20 protein-coding genes are annotated in these 19079 nt (G+C 64.9%); 4 read left to right on the plus strand and 16 right to left on the minus strand.

Annotated features, from left to right (window positions below; all coding sequences use genetic code 11):
- Positions 1–16 precede the first annotated feature (16 nt).
- The 6 genes from paaN to paaA all read right to left on the minus strand — a co-directional run bounded on the left by paaN (position 17) and on the right by paaA (position 5561).
- A complete protein-coding gene (paaN, locus tag HG262_RS10690; RefSeq protein WP_169270997.1) occupies positions 17–1681 on the minus strand; it encodes a phenylacetic acid degradation protein PaaN in 1665 nt (554 codons plus the stop codon).
- A gap of 46 nt (positions 1682–1727) precedes the next feature.
- Complete coding sequence (gene paaE / locus HG262_RS10695) at positions 1728–2816, minus strand: 1,2-phenylacetyl-CoA epoxidase subunit PaaE (RefSeq protein WP_169270998.1); 1089 nt, start codon at positions 2814–2816, stop codon at positions 1728–1730.
- Between the two features lie 13 nt (positions 2817–2829).
- Positions 2830–3336, minus strand: a complete 507-nt coding sequence (paaD, locus tag HG262_RS10700; RefSeq protein ID WP_169270999.1) for a 1,2-phenylacetyl-CoA epoxidase subunit PaaD — start codon at positions 3334–3336, stop codon at positions 2830–2832.
- The gene (gene paaC, locus HG262_RS10705) at positions 3333–4097 is read right to left on the minus strand and encodes a 1,2-phenylacetyl-CoA epoxidase subunit PaaC (protein ID WP_169271000.1); all 765 of its coding nucleotides are present in this window, start codon (positions 4095–4097) and stop codon (positions 3333–3335) included. The genes paaD and paaC overlap by 4 nt, the downstream gene beginning before the upstream one ends.
- A 15-nt stretch (positions 4098–4112) precedes the next feature.
- A complete protein-coding gene (gene paaB / locus HG262_RS10710; RefSeq protein WP_006225111.1) occupies positions 4113–4397 on the minus strand; it encodes a 1,2-phenylacetyl-CoA epoxidase subunit PaaB in 285 nt (94 codons plus the stop codon).
- 174 nt (positions 4398–4571) lie between these two features.
- Positions 4572–5561: a 1,2-phenylacetyl-CoA epoxidase subunit PaaA gene (gene paaA, locus HG262_RS10715; RefSeq protein ID WP_169271001.1), complete on the minus strand. Its 990-nt coding sequence runs from the start codon at positions 5559–5561 to the stop codon at positions 4572–4574.
- A 172-nt stretch (positions 5562–5733) separates the two neighbouring features.
- Between paaA and paaX the strand changes: the two genes are divergently transcribed.
- On the plus strand, positions 5734–6663 hold the full coding sequence (gene paaX, locus HG262_RS10720; RefSeq protein ID WP_169271002.1) for a phenylacetic acid degradation operon negative regulatory protein PaaX: 930 nt from the start codon (positions 5734–5736) through the stop codon (positions 6661–6663).
- Positions 6664–6673: 10 nt separating this feature from the next.
- Here paaX and HG262_RS10725 read toward each other — a convergent pair whose 3' ends face one another.
- Together HG262_RS10725 and orn are read right to left on the minus strand one after the other, a co-directional pair.
- The gene (locus HG262_RS10725) at positions 6674–7297 is read right to left on the minus strand and encodes an NAD(P)H-hydrate epimerase (protein WP_169271003.1); all 624 of its coding nucleotides are present in this window, start codon (positions 7295–7297) and stop codon (positions 6674–6676) included.
- Positions 7298–7403: 106 nt separating this feature from the next.
- Positions 7404–7949: an oligoribonuclease gene (orn, locus tag HG262_RS10730; protein WP_006225115.1), complete on the minus strand. Its 546-nt coding sequence runs from the start codon at positions 7947–7949 to the stop codon at positions 7404–7406.
- Positions 7950–8010: 61 nt separating this feature from the next.
- Between orn and HG262_RS10735 the strand changes: the two genes are divergently transcribed.
- Positions 8011–9261 carry a M48 family metallopeptidase gene (locus HG262_RS10735; RefSeq protein WP_169271004.1) on the plus strand — a complete coding sequence of 417 codons (1251 nt, stop codon included), beginning with the start codon at positions 8011–8013 and terminating at the stop codon, positions 9259–9261.
- On the plus strand, positions 9258–10223 hold the full coding sequence (rsgA, locus tag HG262_RS10740) for a ribosome small subunit-dependent GTPase A (protein WP_248293322.1): 966 nt from the start codon (positions 9258–9260) through the stop codon (positions 10221–10223). The genes HG262_RS10735 and rsgA overlap by 4 nt, the downstream gene beginning before the upstream one ends.
- A 137-nt stretch (positions 10224–10360) precedes the next feature.
- Here the strand turns inward: rsgA and HG262_RS10745 are convergent, their stop codons facing one another.
- Positions 10361–11092, minus strand: coding sequence for a CoA pyrophosphatase (locus tag HG262_RS10745; RefSeq protein ID WP_169271005.1), 732 nt, complete (start codon positions 11090–11092; stop codon positions 10361–10363).
- A gap of 123 nt (positions 11093–11215) precedes the next feature.
- Entirely contained in the window at positions 11216–11596 is a 381-nt protein-coding gene (rplS, locus tag HG262_RS10750) for a 50S ribosomal protein L19 (protein ID WP_169271006.1), read from the minus strand.
- A 305-nt stretch (positions 11597–11901) separates the two neighbouring features.
- Between rplS and HG262_RS10755 the strand changes: the two genes are divergently transcribed.
- The gene (locus HG262_RS10755) at positions 11902–12774 is read left to right on the plus strand and encodes a DMT family transporter (RefSeq protein WP_169271007.1); all 873 of its coding nucleotides are present in this window, start codon (positions 11902–11904) and stop codon (positions 12772–12774) included.
- Between the two features lie 25 nt (positions 12775–12799).
- Here the strand turns inward: HG262_RS10755 and HG262_RS10760 are convergent, their stop codons facing one another.
- The 6 genes from HG262_RS10760 to HG262_RS10785 form a co-directional block, all read right to left on the minus strand.
- Complete coding sequence (locus HG262_RS10760) at positions 12800–13267, minus strand: hypothetical protein (RefSeq protein ID WP_169271008.1); 468 nt, start codon at positions 13265–13267, stop codon at positions 12800–12802.
- 59 nt (positions 13268–13326) lie between these two features.
- Complete coding sequence (locus HG262_RS10765; protein WP_169271009.1) at positions 13327–14724, minus strand: PA0069 family radical SAM protein; 1398 nt, start codon at positions 14722–14724, stop codon at positions 13327–13329.
- Between the two features lie 212 nt (positions 14725–14936).
- A complete protein-coding gene (locus tag HG262_RS10770) occupies positions 14937–16235 on the minus strand; it encodes a GTP-binding protein (RefSeq protein ID WP_169271010.1) in 1299 nt (432 codons plus the stop codon).
- Positions 16236–16276: 41 nt separating this feature from the next.
- On the minus strand, positions 16277–17185 hold the full coding sequence (gene cysD / locus HG262_RS10775) for a sulfate adenylyltransferase subunit CysD (protein WP_169271011.1): 909 nt from the start codon (positions 17183–17185) through the stop codon (positions 16277–16279).
- 40 nt (positions 17186–17225) lie between these two features.
- Positions 17226–17996: a phosphoadenylyl-sulfate reductase gene (locus HG262_RS10780; protein WP_169271012.1), complete on the minus strand. Its 771-nt coding sequence runs from the start codon at positions 17994–17996 to the stop codon at positions 17226–17228.
- Positions 17993–19057 carry a sulfate ABC transporter ATP-binding protein gene (locus HG262_RS10785; RefSeq protein ID WP_169271013.1) on the minus strand — a complete coding sequence of 355 codons (1065 nt, stop codon included), beginning with the start codon at positions 19055–19057 and terminating at the stop codon, positions 17993–17995. Before HG262_RS10785 ends, HG262_RS10780 begins: the two co-directional genes overlap by 4 nt.
- Between the last annotated feature and the right edge of the window lie 22 nt (positions 19058–19079).

Here is a 19079-nt window from a genome sequence, read left to right on the forward strand (position 1 = left end):
TAGCGCTTCGGGGGGCTTAAATATGACGGCGGGTTTGCACCACGCGGAAGCGGTTCGACACGAACGCCGTGTCGGACAGTGCCGCATTGGCGGCCGGATTGGCGCCGGTACCATGGAAGTCGCTGAAAGCCGCAGTCTGGTTCACGAACACCGCTCCCGTCAGGTTCAGCGACAGCGACACGCCGGACACTTCGGCGGCGTCCTGCACCTGCTCGGCCACCTGCGCATCCGTCGTGTAGGCGGACAGCGACAGGGCGCCGTGCTGGACGACGCTGTCGCGCGCCAGCTGGATGCTGTGCGCGGTGGAGTCGGTGGCCACCACGAAAGCGATGGGGCCGAACCATTCCTGGCTGATGGCGGCATTGCCGGCTTCCGTGCGCAGCAGCAACGGGGTGCGCACGCGGGCGTTCTCGAACTGCGGGTGCACGAGCGTCTTGCTCTCGGCCACGACCGGCAGACCCAGGGCGCGGGCCTTTTCGATGCGTTCGACGATGCCCTCGTTCTGGATGGCGCCCGTCAGTTCAACGGCGCGCGCGGCGTCGGCACTGACCTTCTCCAGCGCCATGCCCAGGGCGGCGGCGACGTCGTCGAAGCTGAGGCGGCCTTCCGGCGTGTTGATGCCGTCGCGCGGAACGTAGATATTCTGCGGCGCCGTGCACATCTGGCCGGAATACAACGCCAGCGAGAACGCCAGGTTGCGCGCTACGCCCTTCAAGTCATCCGTGGAATCGATGATGACCTGGTTGACGCCGGCCTTCTCGGTGTAGACCAGCGCCTGGCGGGCGTTGTTTTCCAGCCAGTCGCCGTTGGCGGTGCTGCCCGTGAAGTCGACGATCTTGACCGCCGGGTCCAGCGCCAGCTTCTGCGCGGTGTCGTCGCCGGCTTCGTGCGCGGCCAGCAGCACGACGTCGGGATCGAAGCCCGCCTCCTGCAGCACTTCGCGCGCCACCTTGACCGTGATGGCCAGCGGCAGGATCGCGCCCGGGTGCGGCTTCACGATGACGGTGTTGCCGGTGGCCAGGCTGGCGAACATGCCCGGGTAGCCGTTCCAGGTCGGGAAAGTCGAGCAGCCGATCACCAGCGCGACGCCGCGCGGCACCACGGTGAACTGCTTTTCCATGCGGATCGGGTCGTTCTTGCCTTGCGGCTTTTCCCAGATGGACACGCCCGGAATGCGCGACATTTCCTGCCACGCGTAGGTCACGGCCTCGAAGCCGCGGTCCTGCGCGTGCGGACCGCCGGCCTGGAAGGCCATCATGAAGCCCTGCCCGGTGGTGTGCTGGACCGCGTAGGCGATCTCGAAGCTGAGCTTGTTCAGGCGCGCCAGGATCTCCAGCGACACACCCACCCATGCCTGCGGGCCGGCGCGGCGCCAGTCTTCCAGCGCGCGCTTGGAGGCGGCGATCAGCTTGTCCACGGGCACGTGCGGATACGTGATGCCCAGGTCGAAGCCGTAGGGGGATTTCTCTCCCCCCACGGTGCCGTCGGCGTCATGCAGGTTCAGCGGGAACGGCTTGCCTTGCAGCGCTTCGAAGGCGGCACGGCCGTCGTCGTTGGCGGTCTCGCCATAGTTGCGGGGGCTGGGCGATTCGGCAAACGGGCTCCAGTAGCCGCGCAGCGCGGCGGCCGCCAGGGATTGTTCCAGCAGGGGCTGATGGCGTTCGAAGAATTTCTGGGACACTGTGTCTCTCCAATGAATTAGGGATATCTGCCTGGCGTGCGCCGGATCAGGTTTCCTGGTCGAAGTCGATGACCAGGCGGTCGCTGACCGGGAAGCTCTGGCAGCTCAGGACGAAACCGCGCGCAACTTCGTAGTCTTCCAGGGCGAAGTTGGCATCCATGTCCACCTCGCCTTCGACCACTTTGCAACGGCAGGTGGAACACACTCCGCCCTTGCACGAATACGGCAACTCGATCCCTTGCGCCAGCGCCGAATCCAGCACGCTGTCTTTATTCTTTTCAATGACGAACTTGCGGCTGTGGCCGTCCTGCACCACGGTGACTTCGCACTGTCCCTTGCCGGGCGCCTGACGGGCCTCGTGGCCAGTGCGCAACGCACGCGGCCCCTTGGGCGCGCCGAACAGCTCGAACTTGATATTCGACTTCGGAATGCCGCGGGCCTGCAGCCGCTCCACCACGCTTTCGGTCATGGTCTGCGGACCACAGACAAAAGCGTAATCGATATCTTCGGGGCTCATCCAGGCCGACATCAGCTGATCGACCTTGTCGCCGTCCAGGCGGCCGTTGAACAGTTCGATGTCCTGGGACTCGCGGCTCATCACGTAGACCAGCGAGAAGCGGTCCATGTAGAGGTTCTTCAGGTCTTCGATCTCTTCGCGGAAAAGCACCGCCGACGATGCGCGGTTGCCGAAGAACAGCGTGAACTTGCTGCCCGGCTCGGTGGACAGCGCGGTCTTGACCAGCGAGAACACCGGCGTGATGCCGCTGCCCACGGCGAAGGCCACATAGTGGCGCTTGTTTTCGGGAGAAAAATCGACCGTGAAGTTGCCCGCCGGCGCCATGACTTCCAGCGTCTGGCCCGGTTGCAGCTCTTGGTTGGCCCAGCAGGAGAACGCACCTTCGTCCACCTTCTTGATCGCCACGCGCAAGAGCTTGTCATGCGGCGCGGAACAGATCGAGTACGAGCGGCGCAGCTCTTCGCCGTTTAACTGGGTACGCAGCGTCAGGTACTGGCCGGGCAGGAAAGCGAATTCCTCGGTCAGCGCATCGGGCAGGTCGAAGGTCACGACGACGGCGTCGCGCGTGTTGCGCGCCACCGAGGCCACCTTCAACGAATGGAATTGGTTCTGGCTCATCTCGAAACCGCTCTCAGTGAGTCTTGAAATAGTCGAAGGGTTCGCGGCACGCAACGCAGCGGTACAGCGCCTTGCATGACGTGGACCCGAAGTTGCTGACCATCCGCGTGTCGCGGGAACCGCAGCGCGGGCATGCGATGGCGGGGGTGGCGGCGCGGCGGCTGATGCCCGAGATGTCGATGGCGCGTTCGGCAGGCGCGGCGATGCCGTAACCCTTGAGCGCTTCACGCCCCTTCTCGCTCATCCAGTCTGTCGTCCAGGCGGGCGCCAGGCGGGTTTCGACACGGACCTCGTCGATGCCGTGGCGCGCCAGCGTCCGCTGGATGTCCTGCGTGATCTCGCGCATGGCCGGACAGCCGGAGTACGTAGGCGTGATGACGACGACACAGGCCTCGCCATCCCAGGACACGTCCCGCACCACGCCCAGATCCACCACGGACAGCACGGGGATCTCCGGATCGGGGACCTCCTGCAGCCAGGCGTAGACCTGGTCGGCGGAAATGGGCGCCAGCGCGTTCACCACGTGGCTCCTGGATAGGCGCGCGGCAGGTATTGCATTTCCGCCAGCACGTAGCCCAGTTCTTCGGTGTGCTTGCCCTGGCGTCCACCGCGGTAGGCCAGATGGTTGGCGGCGGTTTCGTCCGGCACGGTCAGCGTGGCTTCTTCCAGCACTTCGCGCACGTGGGCCAGCCAAGGCTGGCGCAGGGCGGCCAGCTCACAGCCGATGCCGCGGGAGGCCACGTCCTGATCCACGGCGTCATCAGCGAACAGTTCGCCGGTGAAGCGCCAGGCGTCATCGATGGCGACCTGCATCTTGGCGTGGCTTTCCGCCGTGCCGTCGCCCAGGCGGACCACCAGGTCCGACGAGCGCCGCACGTGATACGTCACTTCCTTGATCGACTTGGCGGCGATGCCGGCCACGCGTTCGTCAGAAGATTGCGCGAGGCGCTGCAAGAGGAAGTAGTGCCACACGTCGAACAGGAACTGACGCGCCATGGTGTCGGCGTAGTTGCCGTTGGCGCGTTCGACCAGCAGCACGTTGTGGAACTGGTGCGCGTCGCGGTGGTAGGCCAGCGCGTCTTCGTCGCGGCCTGCGCCTTCGACTTCGCCGGCCAGCGTCAGCCACATGCGAGCCTGGCCCAGCAGGTCCAGCGCGGTGTTGGTCAGCGCCAGGTCTTCTTCCAGGATGGGGCCGTGGCCCGTCCAGGCGCCCAGGCGCTGCGACAGGATCAGCGACGAATCGCCGAGGCGAAGCAGATATTCAAACAGAGTCTTGTCCATGTCTCCCCCGCCGCCTTACATGTGCTTGATTTCTTCGGGCATCGGGAAAAACGTGGGATGCCGGTAGACCTTGCTGTTGGCCGGTTCGAACAGGGGTTCCTTGTCGCCGGGGCTGCTGGCCGAGATATCGGAGGCGCGCACGACCCAGATGCTCAGGCCTTCATTGCGGCGGGTATAGACGTCGCGGGCGTGGTTGATCGCCATTTCGGCGTCGGACGCATGCAGGCTGCCGACGTGTTTGTGCGCCAGGCCGTGCTGGCTGCGGATGAACACTTCCCACAGAGGCCAGTCTTTGCTCATGATGGATATCCTTGGAATACCGGGCGCGCGCCGCGCGCCCTGATCTGCAATGGTTAGAAGAGTGAACCTGGAAACTCGGCTATCGGAGCGGCGCGGCCGTGCGGAGCCGGCTTGGCCGGTTCGTAGCGGCGCCCCCTCGACGGGGCCGCGCGCAGCGCTTCGAGGTCGAACTCATCAGGCGGCCTTGCGCTGCGCCTGCTTGTCCGCGTAGGCAACGAGCGCGTCACGCACCCAGGCGCCATCCTCGTGCGCCTTGACGCGCGCGGCCAGGCGTTCCCGGTTGCAAGGGCCGTGGCCCTTGAGCACCGCGTAGAACTCGCTCCAGTCGATCTCGCCGAAGTCGTAGTGGCCGCGCTCGGCGTTCCACTTCAGATCGGGATCCGGCACGGTCAGGCCCAGGTATTCGGCCTGCGGCACGGTCTGGTCCACCATCTTCTGGCGCAGTTCGTCGTTGGAGAACAGCTTGATCTTCCACGCCATGGACTGGGCGCTGTTGGGCGAGTCGGCATCCGACGGGCCGAACATCATCAGTGCGGGCCACCACCAGCGGTTCAGCGAATCCTGGACCATCGCCTTCTGTTCCGGCGTGCCGTGCAGGCACATCTGCATCAACAGGTCGTAGCCCTGGCGCTGGTGGAAGGACTCTTCCTTACAGACGCGCACCATGGCCCGGGCGTACGGGCCATAGGAGCAGCGGCACAGCGGGATCTGGTTGATGATGGCAGAGCCGTCGACCAGCCAGCCGATCATGCCGATGTCAGCCCAGCTGAGGGTGGGGTAGTTGAAGATGCTGGAGTACTTGGCGCGGCCGGCATGCAGGTCGTCGATCAGGTCGTCGCGCGACACGCCCAGCGTTTCCGCGGCGCTATACAGGTACAGCCCATGGCCGGCTTCGTCCTGCACCTTGGCCAGCAAGATCGCCTTGCGCTTGAGCGACGGCGCGCGCGTGATCCAGTTGCCTTCGGGCAGCATCCCGACGATTTCCGAATGCGCGTGCTGCGAGATCTGGCGGACCAGCGTCTTGCGGTAGGCGTCCGGCATCCAGTCCTTGGCCTCGATGCGCACGCCGTCGTCAATGCGGCGCTGGAACGTCTGGTCGCGGCCTTCAAGCTGGTCCGCGGTCTTGACCTGCTTGACGCCGGTTTCGACGAGTTGAGCGTACATGTTTGTCTCCTAGAGACGGTTTGCGAAAACGCAAAGCAAACGTTCCGCAGTGCCGTCATGTCATAGGCGGATTATTTAATACAAAAAAACCATTGTCAAACTCAAATCTGTATCACATTGGATTTATGTATCATATTGCGGATCCCGATATCGGCCGCTTGCGGCCCCCCTTATGGCAAACCCTCAGTCGCCCCTGGACCGCTTCCTGTCCCGCTTATTGAAAAGCGATCCGCCCCGCGCCAAATCCCTGTGCGTCAGCTTGCTGGGCGACGCGCTCGCGCCCCACGGCGGCGCCATCTGGCTGGGCGACTTGATCGCGCTGCTGGCGCCGCTGGGCATCAACGAACGGCTGCTGCGCACCAGCGTATTCCGGCTGGTCGCCCAGAACTGGCTGCAATCCGAACGCCATGGCCGCCGCAGCCTCTACCTGATTTCCGAACAAGGCCTGCGCCATACCGCGCATGCCTCGCAGCGCATCTACGAGGGCGCGGCGCAAGACTGGAACGGGGAATGGACGCTGGTGGCGCTGCCGCGCACGGGCAACGGCCTGGCCGAGCGGGCGGAATTGCGCCGCGAGCTGGTCTGGGAAGGCTTCGGCATGATCGCGCCGGGCTTGTTCGCCCATCCGCACACCGAGGCGCGCGCGGCGCACGACATCCTTGAAAAACTGGGCATCCCGGACCGTGCGCTGGTGCTATCGGCCCGCGACCTGGCCGGCGCGGGCGGCCTGCCGATCGCCAGCCTGGCGTCGCAATGCTGGAACCTGGACGACGTGGCCGAGCAATACCGCCAGTTCTCCCGGAACTTCGGCCCGCTGGAAAAGCTGCTGGAAGAAGCGCCCTCTCCGTCCGAGGCGTTCGTCATCCGCGTCATGCTGCTGCACAATTGGCGGCGTATCGTGCTGCACGATCCGCAACTGCCCGGCCCGATGCTGCCCGACAACTGGCCCGGCCACGCTGCACGCGAGTTGTGCGGGCGGATCTACTGGAAGGTGTTCGACGCGTCGGAAGCGCACCTGGAGGCGTTGGCCGGACAAGACAACGAACGCTTTGGCGCGCTGGCGGGGGACATTGCGGCGCGCTTCGGCGGAAGGCCCGCCTGAACGTTCCGCCTCAGTCGGGCGCGGACAAGGTCACACCCAGCGTCTCGACATGACGCTCACCGGCGGCCATCTGGCCGGGCCCGGGGCGCGATAGTCCGCACGTCGCGGCGATGAAGGACAGCGTCCAGTGCGCCTGGATCGGCCGCCCCAGCGCCGCGCCGGTGTCGGCGTCGATACCGCTGGGCACATCCAGCGCCAGCACCGGCACATTCCACCCGTTGACCGTATCGACCAGCGCCTGCCAGTCTGGGTCCAATGTGCGGTTCAAGCCGATGCCGAACAAGCCATCAATGACGACGTCGGGGGCGGCTCCGGGCATAAGCGCCGTCTGCGTCTCGCCGCCGGCGGCATGCCAGCCTGCCCAGGCGCGGGCCGCGTCCGGCGGCAACCCGGCCGGACCGGAGGGCAGCAGCACGCGTACTGCATATCCCAGGGCGAGCAGGCGCGTCGCGGCTTCCAGCGCATCGCCCCCGTTGTTGCCGGGGCCGGCCAGGGCCAGGACGGTACGGTCAGGGGGGAAGCGGGCGGCGATGAATTCGGCAGCGGCCCGGCCGGCCAATGGCATCAGCGCCCGGCCCGAGGCCAGGGCAAGCTGTTCGGCGCGACGAATCTGAGCGACGGAGTAGGACGGCATGGCGAAAGTGCGGCGAGTGGGCCTTGCCCTGCGGACAGGACACGGCAGATAGGCCTTACCCAGAGAGCAGGCCTTTTCCAGTTTACGCCGCTGCCCGGCCCGCCGCTTACACCTTCAGGAAGTGCTCGCGGTAGTACTTGAGTTCGTCGATGGATTCGTAGATATCCGCCAGCGCTTCGTGGCGGCTTTTCTTCTCGAAGCCCTTGTACACCGCCGGCGCCCAGCGGCGCGCCAGTTCCTTCAACGTGCTGACGTCAAGGTTGCGGTAGTGGAAGAACTGTTCCAGGCGCGGCATGTAAGCAAACATGAAGCGACGGTCCTGGCTGATGGTATTGCCGCACAACGGCGATTTTCCGGCCGGCACATGCTGCGCGAGAAACGCCAACAGCGTATCCTCTGCCTGCGCCTCGGACACCGTCGATGCCTTGACCTTGTCGATCAGGCCGCTCTTGCCGTGCGTGGATTTGTTCCAGTTGTCCATGGCGTCAAGCAGGCTGTCGGGCTGATGGATCACCAGCACGGGGCCTTCGGCCACGACCGTGAGATCAGGCTCCGTCACCACGACGGCCACCTCGATGATGCGTTCTTTCTCAGGTTCCAGGCCCGTCATTTCCATGTCGAGCCAAACCAGGCGATTTTCGTTCACAGCCATATAATTTGCCTATAAAACGCGCGATTTTCGCACATCCCTACTTGAGCCGACCGCTTCGCCCATGTTCACATTGCTGTTCGTTGCTTTCCTGCTGACCGATATTGCCGTGCGCATGTGGCTGGCGACACGCCAGATCCGCCACGTCGTGCGCAATCGCGACCAGGTGCCCGCCGAATTTTCACACCGAATCGGATTGGCCAGCCACCAGCGCGCGGCAGATTACACGGTGGCGCGGGTCAAGCTGGGCATGCTTGAACATACCTTCGACGCGATCGTGCTGGTTTGCCTGACGCTGCTGGGCGGACTGCAATTCATCGACCAGGCGGTAGGCCAGCTTACCAGCAATGACTTCCTGCGGCAGTTGCTGTTGCTGACGGTCATGGGCGTGCTGCTGGGCCTGCTGGGACTACCCTTCGCGATATGGCGCCAGTTCAGGCTGGAAGCCCGGTTTGGCTTCAACCGGATGACACCCGAACTGTTCATCAGCGACTGCGCGAAAAACGCGTTCTTCGCGTTGCTGCTCGGCCTGCCCTTGATCGCCGCCGTGCTGTGGCTCATGGGTAGCGCAGGCACGTATTGGTGGATCTGGGCCTGGGCGCTTTGGTCGGCGTTCAGCGTGGCCATGCAGGTCATCTACCCCCGCTTCATCGCCCCCTTCTACAACAAATTCACCCCGCTTACCGACCCGGCGCTGGCCGAGCGCATCCAAGGCCTGGCCAAGCGCTGCGGCTTTGCGCTCAACGGTTTGTTCGTGATGGACGGATCGCGCCGCTCCGGCCATGGCAACGCGTACTTCACCGGATTCGGCCGGTCGCGCCGCATCGTGTTCTTCGACACCTTGCTGTCGCGGCTGAACGGCGACGAGATCGAAGCCGTACTGGCGCACGAATTGGGCCACTTCGCCAAACGGCACATCACCAAACAGATCATCATCGGGTTTGCCGTGACACTGGTGTTCTTCGCGATTTTGGGCTGGGTCGCGCAGCAACCCTGGTTCTACGTGGGCCTGGGCGTGTTGCCGCAACTGGGCGGCAGCAATGACGCCATGGCGCTGTTGCTGTTCGTCCTGGTCCTGCCCGTCTTCACTTTCATTCTTACGCCTTTGATCAGCCGGTTTTCGCGCCGGAACGAGTTTGAAGCGGACCGCTACGCGGCCGAACAAGCTTCCGCGGAACGGTTGGTTTCCGCGCTGGTCAAACTCTACGACGACAACGCCTCTACGCTGACCCCCGATCCCGTGCACTCCGCCTTCTACGATAGCCACCCCCCCGCCGCCGAGCGCATCCGCCACCTGATGGCGTCCGCCGCATGAACGCGCGCAACAACAGCAGCAGGAAACCCCCCAATACGGCGCCGGCCGGCGCCCCCGTGGCAGAAACCGGGCTCGAAGGCCGCATCATCGCGGCGCATGGGCGCCATTACACGGTGGAACTGGTCGACGGGTCGGTGCGCAAGTGCTTTCCGCGCGGCAAGAAGGCCGGCGCCGCCGTGGGCGACCGCGTCCAGATCACGCCGCAGGGCAACGACGAAGGCGCCATCGACACCATCCTGCCCCGCAGCAATCTGCTGTACCGCTCGGACGACATGCGCTCCAAGCAGTTTGCGTCCAACGTGGACCAGCTTCTGATCGTGATCGCCGTGCGGCCGACCTTCTCGGATGATCTGACGGGCCGCGCGCTTGCCGGCGCCTGGAGCGCAGGCATCTCGCCGCTCATCATCCTGAACAAGACCGACCTGACCGATGAATTGCCCGCTGCGCGCGCACGGTTGGCGCCGATCGCCGCGCTGGGCGTACCGGTCATCGAACTCAGCGCGCTGGAACCCGAAAAGGTCCATACGCTGCTGGCGCCACACTTGGCGGGCCGCACGAACCTGTTGCTGGGCCAAAGCGGCATGGGGAAATCCACACTGCTTAACGCGCTGATACCCACCGCCGGCGCCGCCACGCGTGAACACTCCACCGCGCTGGACATGGGCAAGCACACCACGACCAGCACGCGGCTCTATCACCTGCCCGAGCCGGGCGGCGATCTGATCGATTCACCCGGATTCCAGGCCTTCGGTTTGCAGCACCTGACCCGCGAAGACATCATCCGCGGGTTCCCGGAATTCACGAAGCCCATCGAAGCGTGCCGTTTCTACAACTGCACGCACCGGCAGGAGCCCGGCTGCGGCGTCCTGGCGGCCCTGCAGGCGGGCGAGATCAATCCGCTGCGCTATGCGCTTTACGAACGCATCCTGGAAGAGAACCTGGCTGGCCAGCAACGCTATTGAAGGCCGATGCAAGCCGCGGCCCGGTAAGGGGCGACCCACCATAAGTACGACCTGAGTACGACCTGATATCGGTCGCCCTGGCATGAAAACGGCCCCGAGAGGAGCCGTTTTTCATTGGACGCGGCGGGCCGGCGGCGTCAGCGCGGCCGGAACCCGTTGCGCAGCAGGTGGTAGAGATTGCGCAGCATGCCAGCGGTAGCGCCCCAGATGAAGTGGTCGCCGTAAGGCATGCCGTAGTAGTTGCGCACCCGCCCGTCCTCCAGCCGCGCTTCGTACAGGCGGTGGTTGGCGGGGTCCATCAGGAAAGACAGCGGCACCTCGAACACTTCCGCCACTTCGAACGCGTCGGGCGCCAGATCGAACCCCGGGCGCACCAGCGACACCACCGGAATGATCGAAAAGCCCGTCGCCGTCAGGTAAGGCGGCATGCTGCCCAGCACTTCCACATGGTTGGAGGGCAGTCCCGTTTCTTCCTGCGCCTCGCGCAGGGCAGCGGCCACCGGCGTAGAATCGCTGGTCTCGATGCGCCCGCCCGGAAAGCTGATCTGGCCGGCATGGTCGTGCAGGTGCGCGGCCCGCTGGGTCAGCATGATGTGCACACCGTTGTCGCGGGTGACCAGCGGAATCAGCACGGCGGCGGGCACGGGCGTGCCTTCGCGGCCTGGATAGCGCAGGTCGTTGTCGCGAGAAAGCTCCAGCGTCCAGGTGGCCGGTTGGCTGAGCGTGCCCCGCAGGGAATCCGGGGTCAGCAGGCTGGAGGGCACGGCCGGCAAGGACTCGTTGGCCACCACCCACGGTTGCGTCGCGGGATCGAAGCCGGGACGTGCAAGCGGCCTTCTAGGCCGCGCGGAATACGAGGAATCAGACATACGGCTTTGCAAAAAGAAAAAGGCACCCTCGCAGGTGCCTTTTTAACCCGGAAACCTGTGCCGGACGGAAACGCTGGATGGCGCGGACGTCCGACACTGGTAGGGCCGTGTGCCGATAAGCGATCAAGCCGACGGGGCTTGCTTGCTGACCAGCTTTTCCTTGATACGCGCCGACTTGCCCGAGCGGTTGCGCAGGTAGTACAGCTTGGCGCGGCGCACGTCGCCGCGGCGCTTGACTTCGATGCCGGCGATTTGCGGCGAGTACAGCTGGAACGTACGTTCCACGGCTTCACCCGACGAAATCTTGCGCACGGTGAACGCGGAGTTCAGGCCGCGGTTGCGCTTGGCAATGACAACGCCTTCGAAAGCCTGCACGCGCTTGCGGGTGCCTTCAACGACGTTCACGCTCACGATGACGGTGTCACCAGGAGCAAATTCAGGCTTGGCTTGGCCGCCGGTCAGACGGGCAATTTCTTCCTGTTCCAGGATAGCGATAAGGTTCATTAGAACTCCTAGATCATCATGTCTTTGCGGACTAAAACTTTTGCCGTTCGATGTTGTTCACGTGAAGCTGGACCATCGAGGCGCACCACTGGGGTAAGCCGCGGGGCTGACTACGCGTGTGTATTGCCGGCAACCCGGAGGGTCAACGCACAATACTCGTACCGCAAGCAGAGGATGAGATTTGGCAAACCAATGATTCTACACCAAAAATTCGCTTGAGCGTCGGGTAGAATGGCGACCTTCCGGTGGCTTTGCTGTACCCTTGCCACTTCTGTAACAAACACGTCATCTGACGCTGTTCCCTCATGTCGTATACGTCCCTGTTATTGGTTGTCCTGGCGGCAATGGCCCACGCAACGTGGAACCTGCTTGCCAAGCGAGCGGCCATGGTGGGCGCCCCATTCGTCTTCGCGTACGGACTATGCGCCTCGGTGCTGTATGCGCCTTGGGTGATCTGGGTGTTGATGCACGACGGTATGACGTGGACCTGGCCGGTCGTGGCCGCCATCCTGACGTCCAGCCTGTTGCATCTGGGCTACAGCCTGTGCCTGCAGCGCGGCTATCAGGTGGCCGACTTGTCCGTGGTGTACCCCATCGCCCGGGGCACCGGCCCCCTGCTTTCGACGACAGGCGCCTTCCTGCTGCTGGGTGAACCCGCGACCAGCACCGGCATCATCGGCATGCTGTGCGTCGTGGTCGGCGTGTTGCTGATCGCGACTCAGGGCCGGCTGACCATCTTCAAGCAGGCGCAGGCCTGGGTGGGCGTACGCTGGGGCGTGGTGATCGGCCTGTTCATCGCCGCCTACACCGTGGTGGACGCCTACGGCGTCAAGGTCCTGCTGATCAGCCCGGTGCTGTTCGACTGGTTCACCTGTGTCACCCGCACGGCCATGATGACTCCCCACATGCTGGGCCGCCGTGCTCAAGCCTGGGAATCCATGCGCGGGCACTGGCACCTGGCGCTGGCCGTGGGCCTGCTGTCACCGCTGGGTTACATCCTGGTGCTCTACGCCTTGCGCAACGGCGCGCCGCTAAGCCTGGTAGCCCCTGCGCGCGAAATGTCCATGATGCTGGGCACCTTGGCCGGCATGTTCCTGCTGCGCGAGAAGGTCGGACCCGGACGTCTGGCCGGCTGCCTGTCCATTCTGGCGGGCGTCATCCTGCTGGGCTCCAGTTGAACCCCCGAGCTGAACACCCGGCCGCTTAGAATCCGGCGGCCGCGCCCAGCCACATCAGACCGGGGATGATTGCGCCCCAAGCCAACACCATCGCCACATCGATCACCATGGCCTTCATGGTGACCTGAGACGTCACGGGTTCGACCGTGGCGTTGCCCAAGCTGCGCTCGCGCACAACGGAGGCCGGGAGCACGCTGGTGGCAACCGGTGCCACGGGGCGAATCGTTGCGACGGGGGGCGGGGCCTGGGCCGGCACCACCCCGCGATCCGCGGCGCCCTCTTCGACCGGCGCCGGCGGAAACGGCCAACGCGCGGGCATGGAGCCAGGACGTGCTCGATGGCGCGGCAGGGCGTCAGCCGAGGTCGTGGTCCAGGGCATCGCCAGGCCCGCCAATTTGGCGCACGCCGCCCGGGCGCGATGCGCGCTGCGGCGCAACGGGTTCAGCGTGACGGCAAGCTCGTCCGATAAAACGGAAATATCAGCGGTGTTCATAGGAACTCCTTGGAGAATCGATTCCATGCCGCGGCGGGCACCGCGGCATCGACCGGCAATCAGTCGAACAATGACAACTGGCCTGCAGCCATTGCACGCAGTTGGCGCGTACCGCGGCCCACTGCGCCGCCGACAGCAGGCAACCCATCAGAAAAGGGGACCCCTGAAGACGCTTTCGCGCCAACCGGGGATAGGAAATCGGAAGAAGACGCGGCGGAAGAAGACGCGGCGAGCGCGTCAGCCTTGGCCGCGGCAAACAGCGACGGTGTCGCGTTCGCGGCCAGGGGCGGCTGGAAACGGTCACAGTCCAGGGCAAGGCGATGGCGGTTCAGGCCCAGCTTGCGGGTGGCCACCGCGAACCGTTGGCGCAGCAAGTCCGCCCAGATGCCGGTGCCGCGCATGCGCGACCCGAAATTCGGGTCGTTGCGGCGGCCATTGCGCAGGTCTTCAATGCGGTGCAGCACTCGTTGGGCGCGATCCGGGAAATGGGCGTTCAGCCAGTCCTCGAACAAGGTTTTGACCTCCCAGGGCAGGCGCAAGACGGTGTAGCTGGCGTAATGCGCGCCGGCCGCCTTGGACTCCTGGAGAATGTGTTCCATGGATTCGTCGTTGATGAATGGGATGACGGGCGCCACCAGCACGCCGACGGGCACGCCCGCGTCAGTCAGGGTGCGCACGGTTTCCAGCCGGCGCCAGGGGGCGGCGGCGCGAGGCTCCAGCGTGCGGGCCATGCCGGCATCCAGCGAGGTGATGCTCATGTAGACCACCACGAGCTTCTGCTCGGCCAGCGCGGCCAGCAGGTCTACATCGCGGGCAACCAGCGCGTTCTTCGTAACGATCGTGACCGGATGCCGGGATTCCAGCATGAGCTCCAGCAGGCCACGGGTCAGCCGCCATTCGCGTTCGATGGGTTGGTAGGCGTCCGTGGCGGAGCCGATGTTGATGGGTGACGGCTGGTAGCCGGGGCGGCTGAGTTCCGCCCGCAGCGCCTGCACCGCATTCGCCTTGGCAACCAGCCGGGTTTCGAAGTCCAGCCCGGGGGACAGCCCCAGGTAGGAATGCGTAGGCCGGGCATAACAGTACACGCAGCCATGTTCACAACCCCGGTACGGATTGACGGCGACGTCAAAGGGAATGTCGGGCGAATCGTTGCGCGACAGCATCTTGCGCGCTTCTTCGGCCGTGACCGTGGTCTTGGGCGCGGCAGGCGCCACGCGGGAATCCGGCAGGATCGGAATGACCCGTTCGCCGGACGGCGCATCGGCCAAGAATTCGGGGACGGAATCTACGTAATCGGCAGGCAAGCCGGAAGCGGACCAGCCGTCATCGACCTGCACGCGGTCATCGCGCTGAAAGCGATGCCGAACATTAGTAACCGCACCCCGACCGCGCAAGGCGGCGGGGGCGGCAGCCGGGGACCCAGAACCGGCGGGAAAAGAATGATCGGTGCGTGCCATAAAAACTACTGTACAAAAACACAGTGGTTTTGACAAGCACCAAAGACCTTTTCGTAAGACAGCCCCACTTTACCGCAAGACGCGGGCGCCGTCTGAACAAATCGATTTCATCAGGCGATATCGACCGGAGAGCCGCACCAGCATTGAATTTGGAAGAAAAACAACAACAAAATCCGAGCGAAAAATCCGTTGTTTTCCAACCCATCGGCGGGTCAGCGCAACATGCCCGCCGCCGCCGTCTGATGCGTGGTTTCGTCGATCAGGATGAAGGCGCCGGTAGCCGGCACATCGGCATAGCGATCGACTGCCAGCGCTTCGCGCGTGGTGAATGTCACGCGTCCGATGTCGTTCATGCGCAAGGTGCCTTCGGTGTTTTCGACTTCCTGCAACTCGTGGATGTCACGATGCGAGAGCACGGCGCGGATCTTCGCCGACGTCAGGCGGGTGCCGGACTTCAGCAGATACTTGCGCGCGGGATTCAACGCCTGCGCGTCCAGCCAGCACAGCTCGGCCTCGAACTCGCGCGTGACCTGGGCGGGCGAGGACGAATGCACGATCACGTCGCCGCGCGACACGTCCACATCGCGGTCCAGCACCAGCGTCACCGAATCCCCCGCCACCGCTTCTTCCTGCACGCGATCGAAGACGCGCACTTCACGCACCACCGCCGTCACGCCCGAAGGCTGCACCGTGACCGCATCGCCCGCGCGCAGCACGCCGCTGGCCACGCGGCCCGCGTAGCCACGGAAATCTTCCTTGCGGTTGCCATCGTGGCGCGCCACCCATTGCACGGGAAAGCGCAGCGGCAACGCGCGGCCATCGCTGGCCAGGTCCAGCGACTCCAGCAGCGCCAGCAGCGGCTGCCCTTCGTACCATGGCGTTTTCGGCGACAGCGTGACGACGTTGTCGCCATTGAGCGCCGACAGCGGCAGCGCATCGAAATGCGCAATGCCCAGCTTGCCCGCCAGATCGGCGTAGGCCTCGCGGATGCGTTCGAACACGGCGCGGTCCCAGTCCACCAAGTCCATCTTGTTCACCGCCACCACGATATGGCGGATGCCCAGCAGGCGCGCGATGGTGCTGTGCCGCTTGGTCTGCGCCAGCAGCTTGCCGTCGGCGGCGCGCGTGGCGTCGATCAGGATGACAGCAACGTCCGCCGTCGATGCGCCTGTGACCATGTTGCGCGTGTACTGTTCGTGCCCCGGTGCATCCGCGATGATGAATTTGCGCGCAGGCGTGGAAAAGTAGCGGTAGGCCACGTCGATGGTGATGCCCTGCTCCCGCTCGGCTTCCAGCCCGTCGGTCAGCAGCGAAAAATCGATCCCGTCGCCGGCCACGCGCTTGTGCTTGGCGCGCGAGATCGCGTCGAGCTGGTCGGCGAACACGCCCTTGCTGTCGTAGAGCAGGCGGCCGATCAAAGTGGATTTGCCGTCGTCGACGGAACCGGCCGTGATCAGGCGCAGCACGCCGTTGCCGGCGCCGGAAAGAAAAGAGTCGTTCAGTGCGTTCATTTGCGTCCCCTGCCGCCGGCCGTAGCCGGCGTGTCCTGCATTCAGAAATAGCCTTCCTTCTTGCGGCGCTCCATCGAGGCCTCGGAAGTCTGGTCGTCCATGCGCGTGGCACCGCGCTCGGTGATGTCGGTCACTGCCGTCTCGGCGATGATGGCGACGGTGTCGGCGGCATCGGAGGCCACCGGGCAGGTGCACGAGATATCGCCCACCGTGCGAAAGCGCACGGGCAGGCGTTCGACCTGCTCGCCTTCCTGCGGCGGCGTCAGGCGCGTAACCGGCACCAACAGGCCCTTGCGGCGCACCACCTCGCGTTCATGGCTGAAATAGATGGACGGCAGCGCCAGCTGTTCACGCTGGATGTACTGCCAGACGTCCAGCTCGGTCCAGTTCGAGATCGGGAAGACGCGCATGTTCTCGCCGCGGTGCACGCGGGTGTTGAACAGGTTCCACAGTTCCGGACGCTGGGCTTTGGGGTCCCATTGGCCGAATTCATCGCGGAACGAAAAAATGCGTTCTTTGGCGCGCGCCTTTTCCTCGTCGCGCCGCGCGCCGCCGATGCAGGCGTCGAAGCCGAATTCCTCGATCGCCTCCAGCAAGGTCACTGCCTGGGCCGCGTTGCGGGAATCGGTTTCGCGCCGCAGCACCACGCTGCCGCGCTGGATCGAATCTTCCACGCTGCGCACGATCAGCGTCTCGCCCAGTTCGGCCGCCCGCCGGTCGCGAAAGGCGATCACTTCATCAAAGTTGTGCCCCGTATCGATGTGCATGAGCGGGAACGGAAAGCGGCCCGGCCGGAAGGCCTTTTCGGCCAGGCGCAGCAGCACCACCGAATCCTTGCCCCCGGAGAACAACAGCACGGGTTTTTCGCTTTCAGCGGCGACCTCGCGCAAGATGAATATCGCTTCCGATTCCAGCCAATCCAGGTGGCTGCGTTGGATCACAGCAGACATAGGTATTCCCCTAAAACAGATTTCGAATTCATGATTGGCATCAGTCGCCGCGTGGCACGACGCTGATGACCCGGTTGCCGGCATGCAGGCCGCATTCCTTGGAGTCCGACGACTCCCACCACCAGCGCCCCGCCCGCAGGTCTTCCCCCGGACGGATCGCTCGCGTACAGGGCTCGCACCCGATCGACGGGTAACCCTGGTCGTGCAGCGGGTTGTACGGGATGTCCAGCGCGCGGATCACGGCCCAGACGTCTTCTTCGCTCCACTCGGCCAGCGGATTGAACTTGTGGAGGCCAAAGGTGGCGTCGCGCTCTTCCAGCGGCAGTTCGCCGCGCGTCGTGGATTGCTGGCGGCGCTGGCCGGTGATCCACGCGCCGCGTCCGGCCAGCGCGCGCTTGAGCGGTTCGACTTTGCGGATCTGGCAACAGGCCTTGCGCAGGTCGACGCTTTCGTAGAAGGCATACGCGCCATGCGCGGCCACGTGTGCGTCGACGGCGGCGGCATCGGGCCGGTATACCGTAACGCGGCGCCCGTAGCGCGCGTCCACGGCGTCCAGCACGCCCAGGGTTTCGGCATGCAGCCGGCCCGTATCGAGCGAGAAAACTTCCAGATCCAGGCCCGAATCGTAGATGGCGTGCGTCAGCACCATGTCCTCGGCCGCCAGCGAGGACGCGAGCGCCGCGTCAGGGTAGCGGCGCTGGACTTCGGCCAGCCGGTCGACCAGCTCGCGCCAGCGACGGGCCAGCGCCGCGTCCAGGTTCGCCGGAAGGCCGGTGGAAAGATCAGGAGAAAGGGGGACAAGCGTCGTCATGGCTGCACCGCGAAAATACGCGCGCGGCGGGGACGCGCCAACAGGACCTCGCCGTCGCGCAGGTTCAATTCCCGGTACAGGTATTCGGGCACCTCGGCTTCGATGATGGCGTCGGAATCCTCGCGGGCCAGTTCCAGATAGGCACTGGGTCCGGCCAGATAGGCGTGCGACAGGCGCACCGCAATGCCCTCGCCGCCCGCGCGATAGCGCTCGATGTCGAACTCGTGCGGCCGCACATAGGCGGTCGCGCGCTGAGCTTCGGCTTGCGCCAAGCCGGGCGCGGGCAGCGACAGGCCGGCGCCTTCCCAGACCTCGCGCGCCGCCACGCCCTGCAACTGGTTCACGTCGCCCAGGAAACCGTAGACGAACGGCGTGGCCGGCTGTTCCCAGACGTCGCGCGGCGTGCCTACCTGTTCGATGCGGCCGGCGTTCATCAGCACGACGCGGTCGGCCACTTCCAGCGCCTCTTCCTGATCATGCGTCACGAACACGCTGGCCACGTTCAGTTCGTCGTGCAGCCGGCGCAGCCAGCGCCGCAGTTCCTTGCGCACCTTGGCATCCAGCGCGCCGAAGGGCTCGTCCAGCAGCAGCACCCGCGGCTCGACGGCCAGCGCGCGCGCCAACGCGATGCGTTGCCGTTGCCCGCCCGACAATTGCGCCGGGTACCGATCAGCCAGCCAGTCCAGCTGAACCAGCGTCAACAACTCATGCACCTTGCGCTGTATCTGGTCTTCGGAAGGACGCTGCGACCGGTGCTTGACCCGCAATCCGAAAGCCACGTTCTCGAACACCGTCATGTGCTTGAACAGCGCGTAGTGCTGGAACACGAACCCGACCTGGCGTTGGCGCACATCGACCGAGGTGGCGTCCTCGCCGGCGAACAGCACACTACCGGAATCCGGCCCCTCCAGCCCGGCGATGATGCGCAGCAGCGTGGTCTTGCCGCATCCGGACGGCCCCAGCAGCGCCACCAGCTCGCCCGTTTCGATGTGCAGCGACACGTCGTTCAGCGCGCGGAACTGGCCGAATTGCTTGGATAGATTTCGAACTTCGATACTCATGCTTGTCTCCGTCTGAACCGGC

It is taken from the genome of Achromobacter sp. Bel (genome assembly GCF_012928505.1).
Taxonomy (GTDB): Bacteria; Pseudomonadota; Gammaproteobacteria; order Burkholderiales; family Burkholderiaceae_B; genus Achromobacter.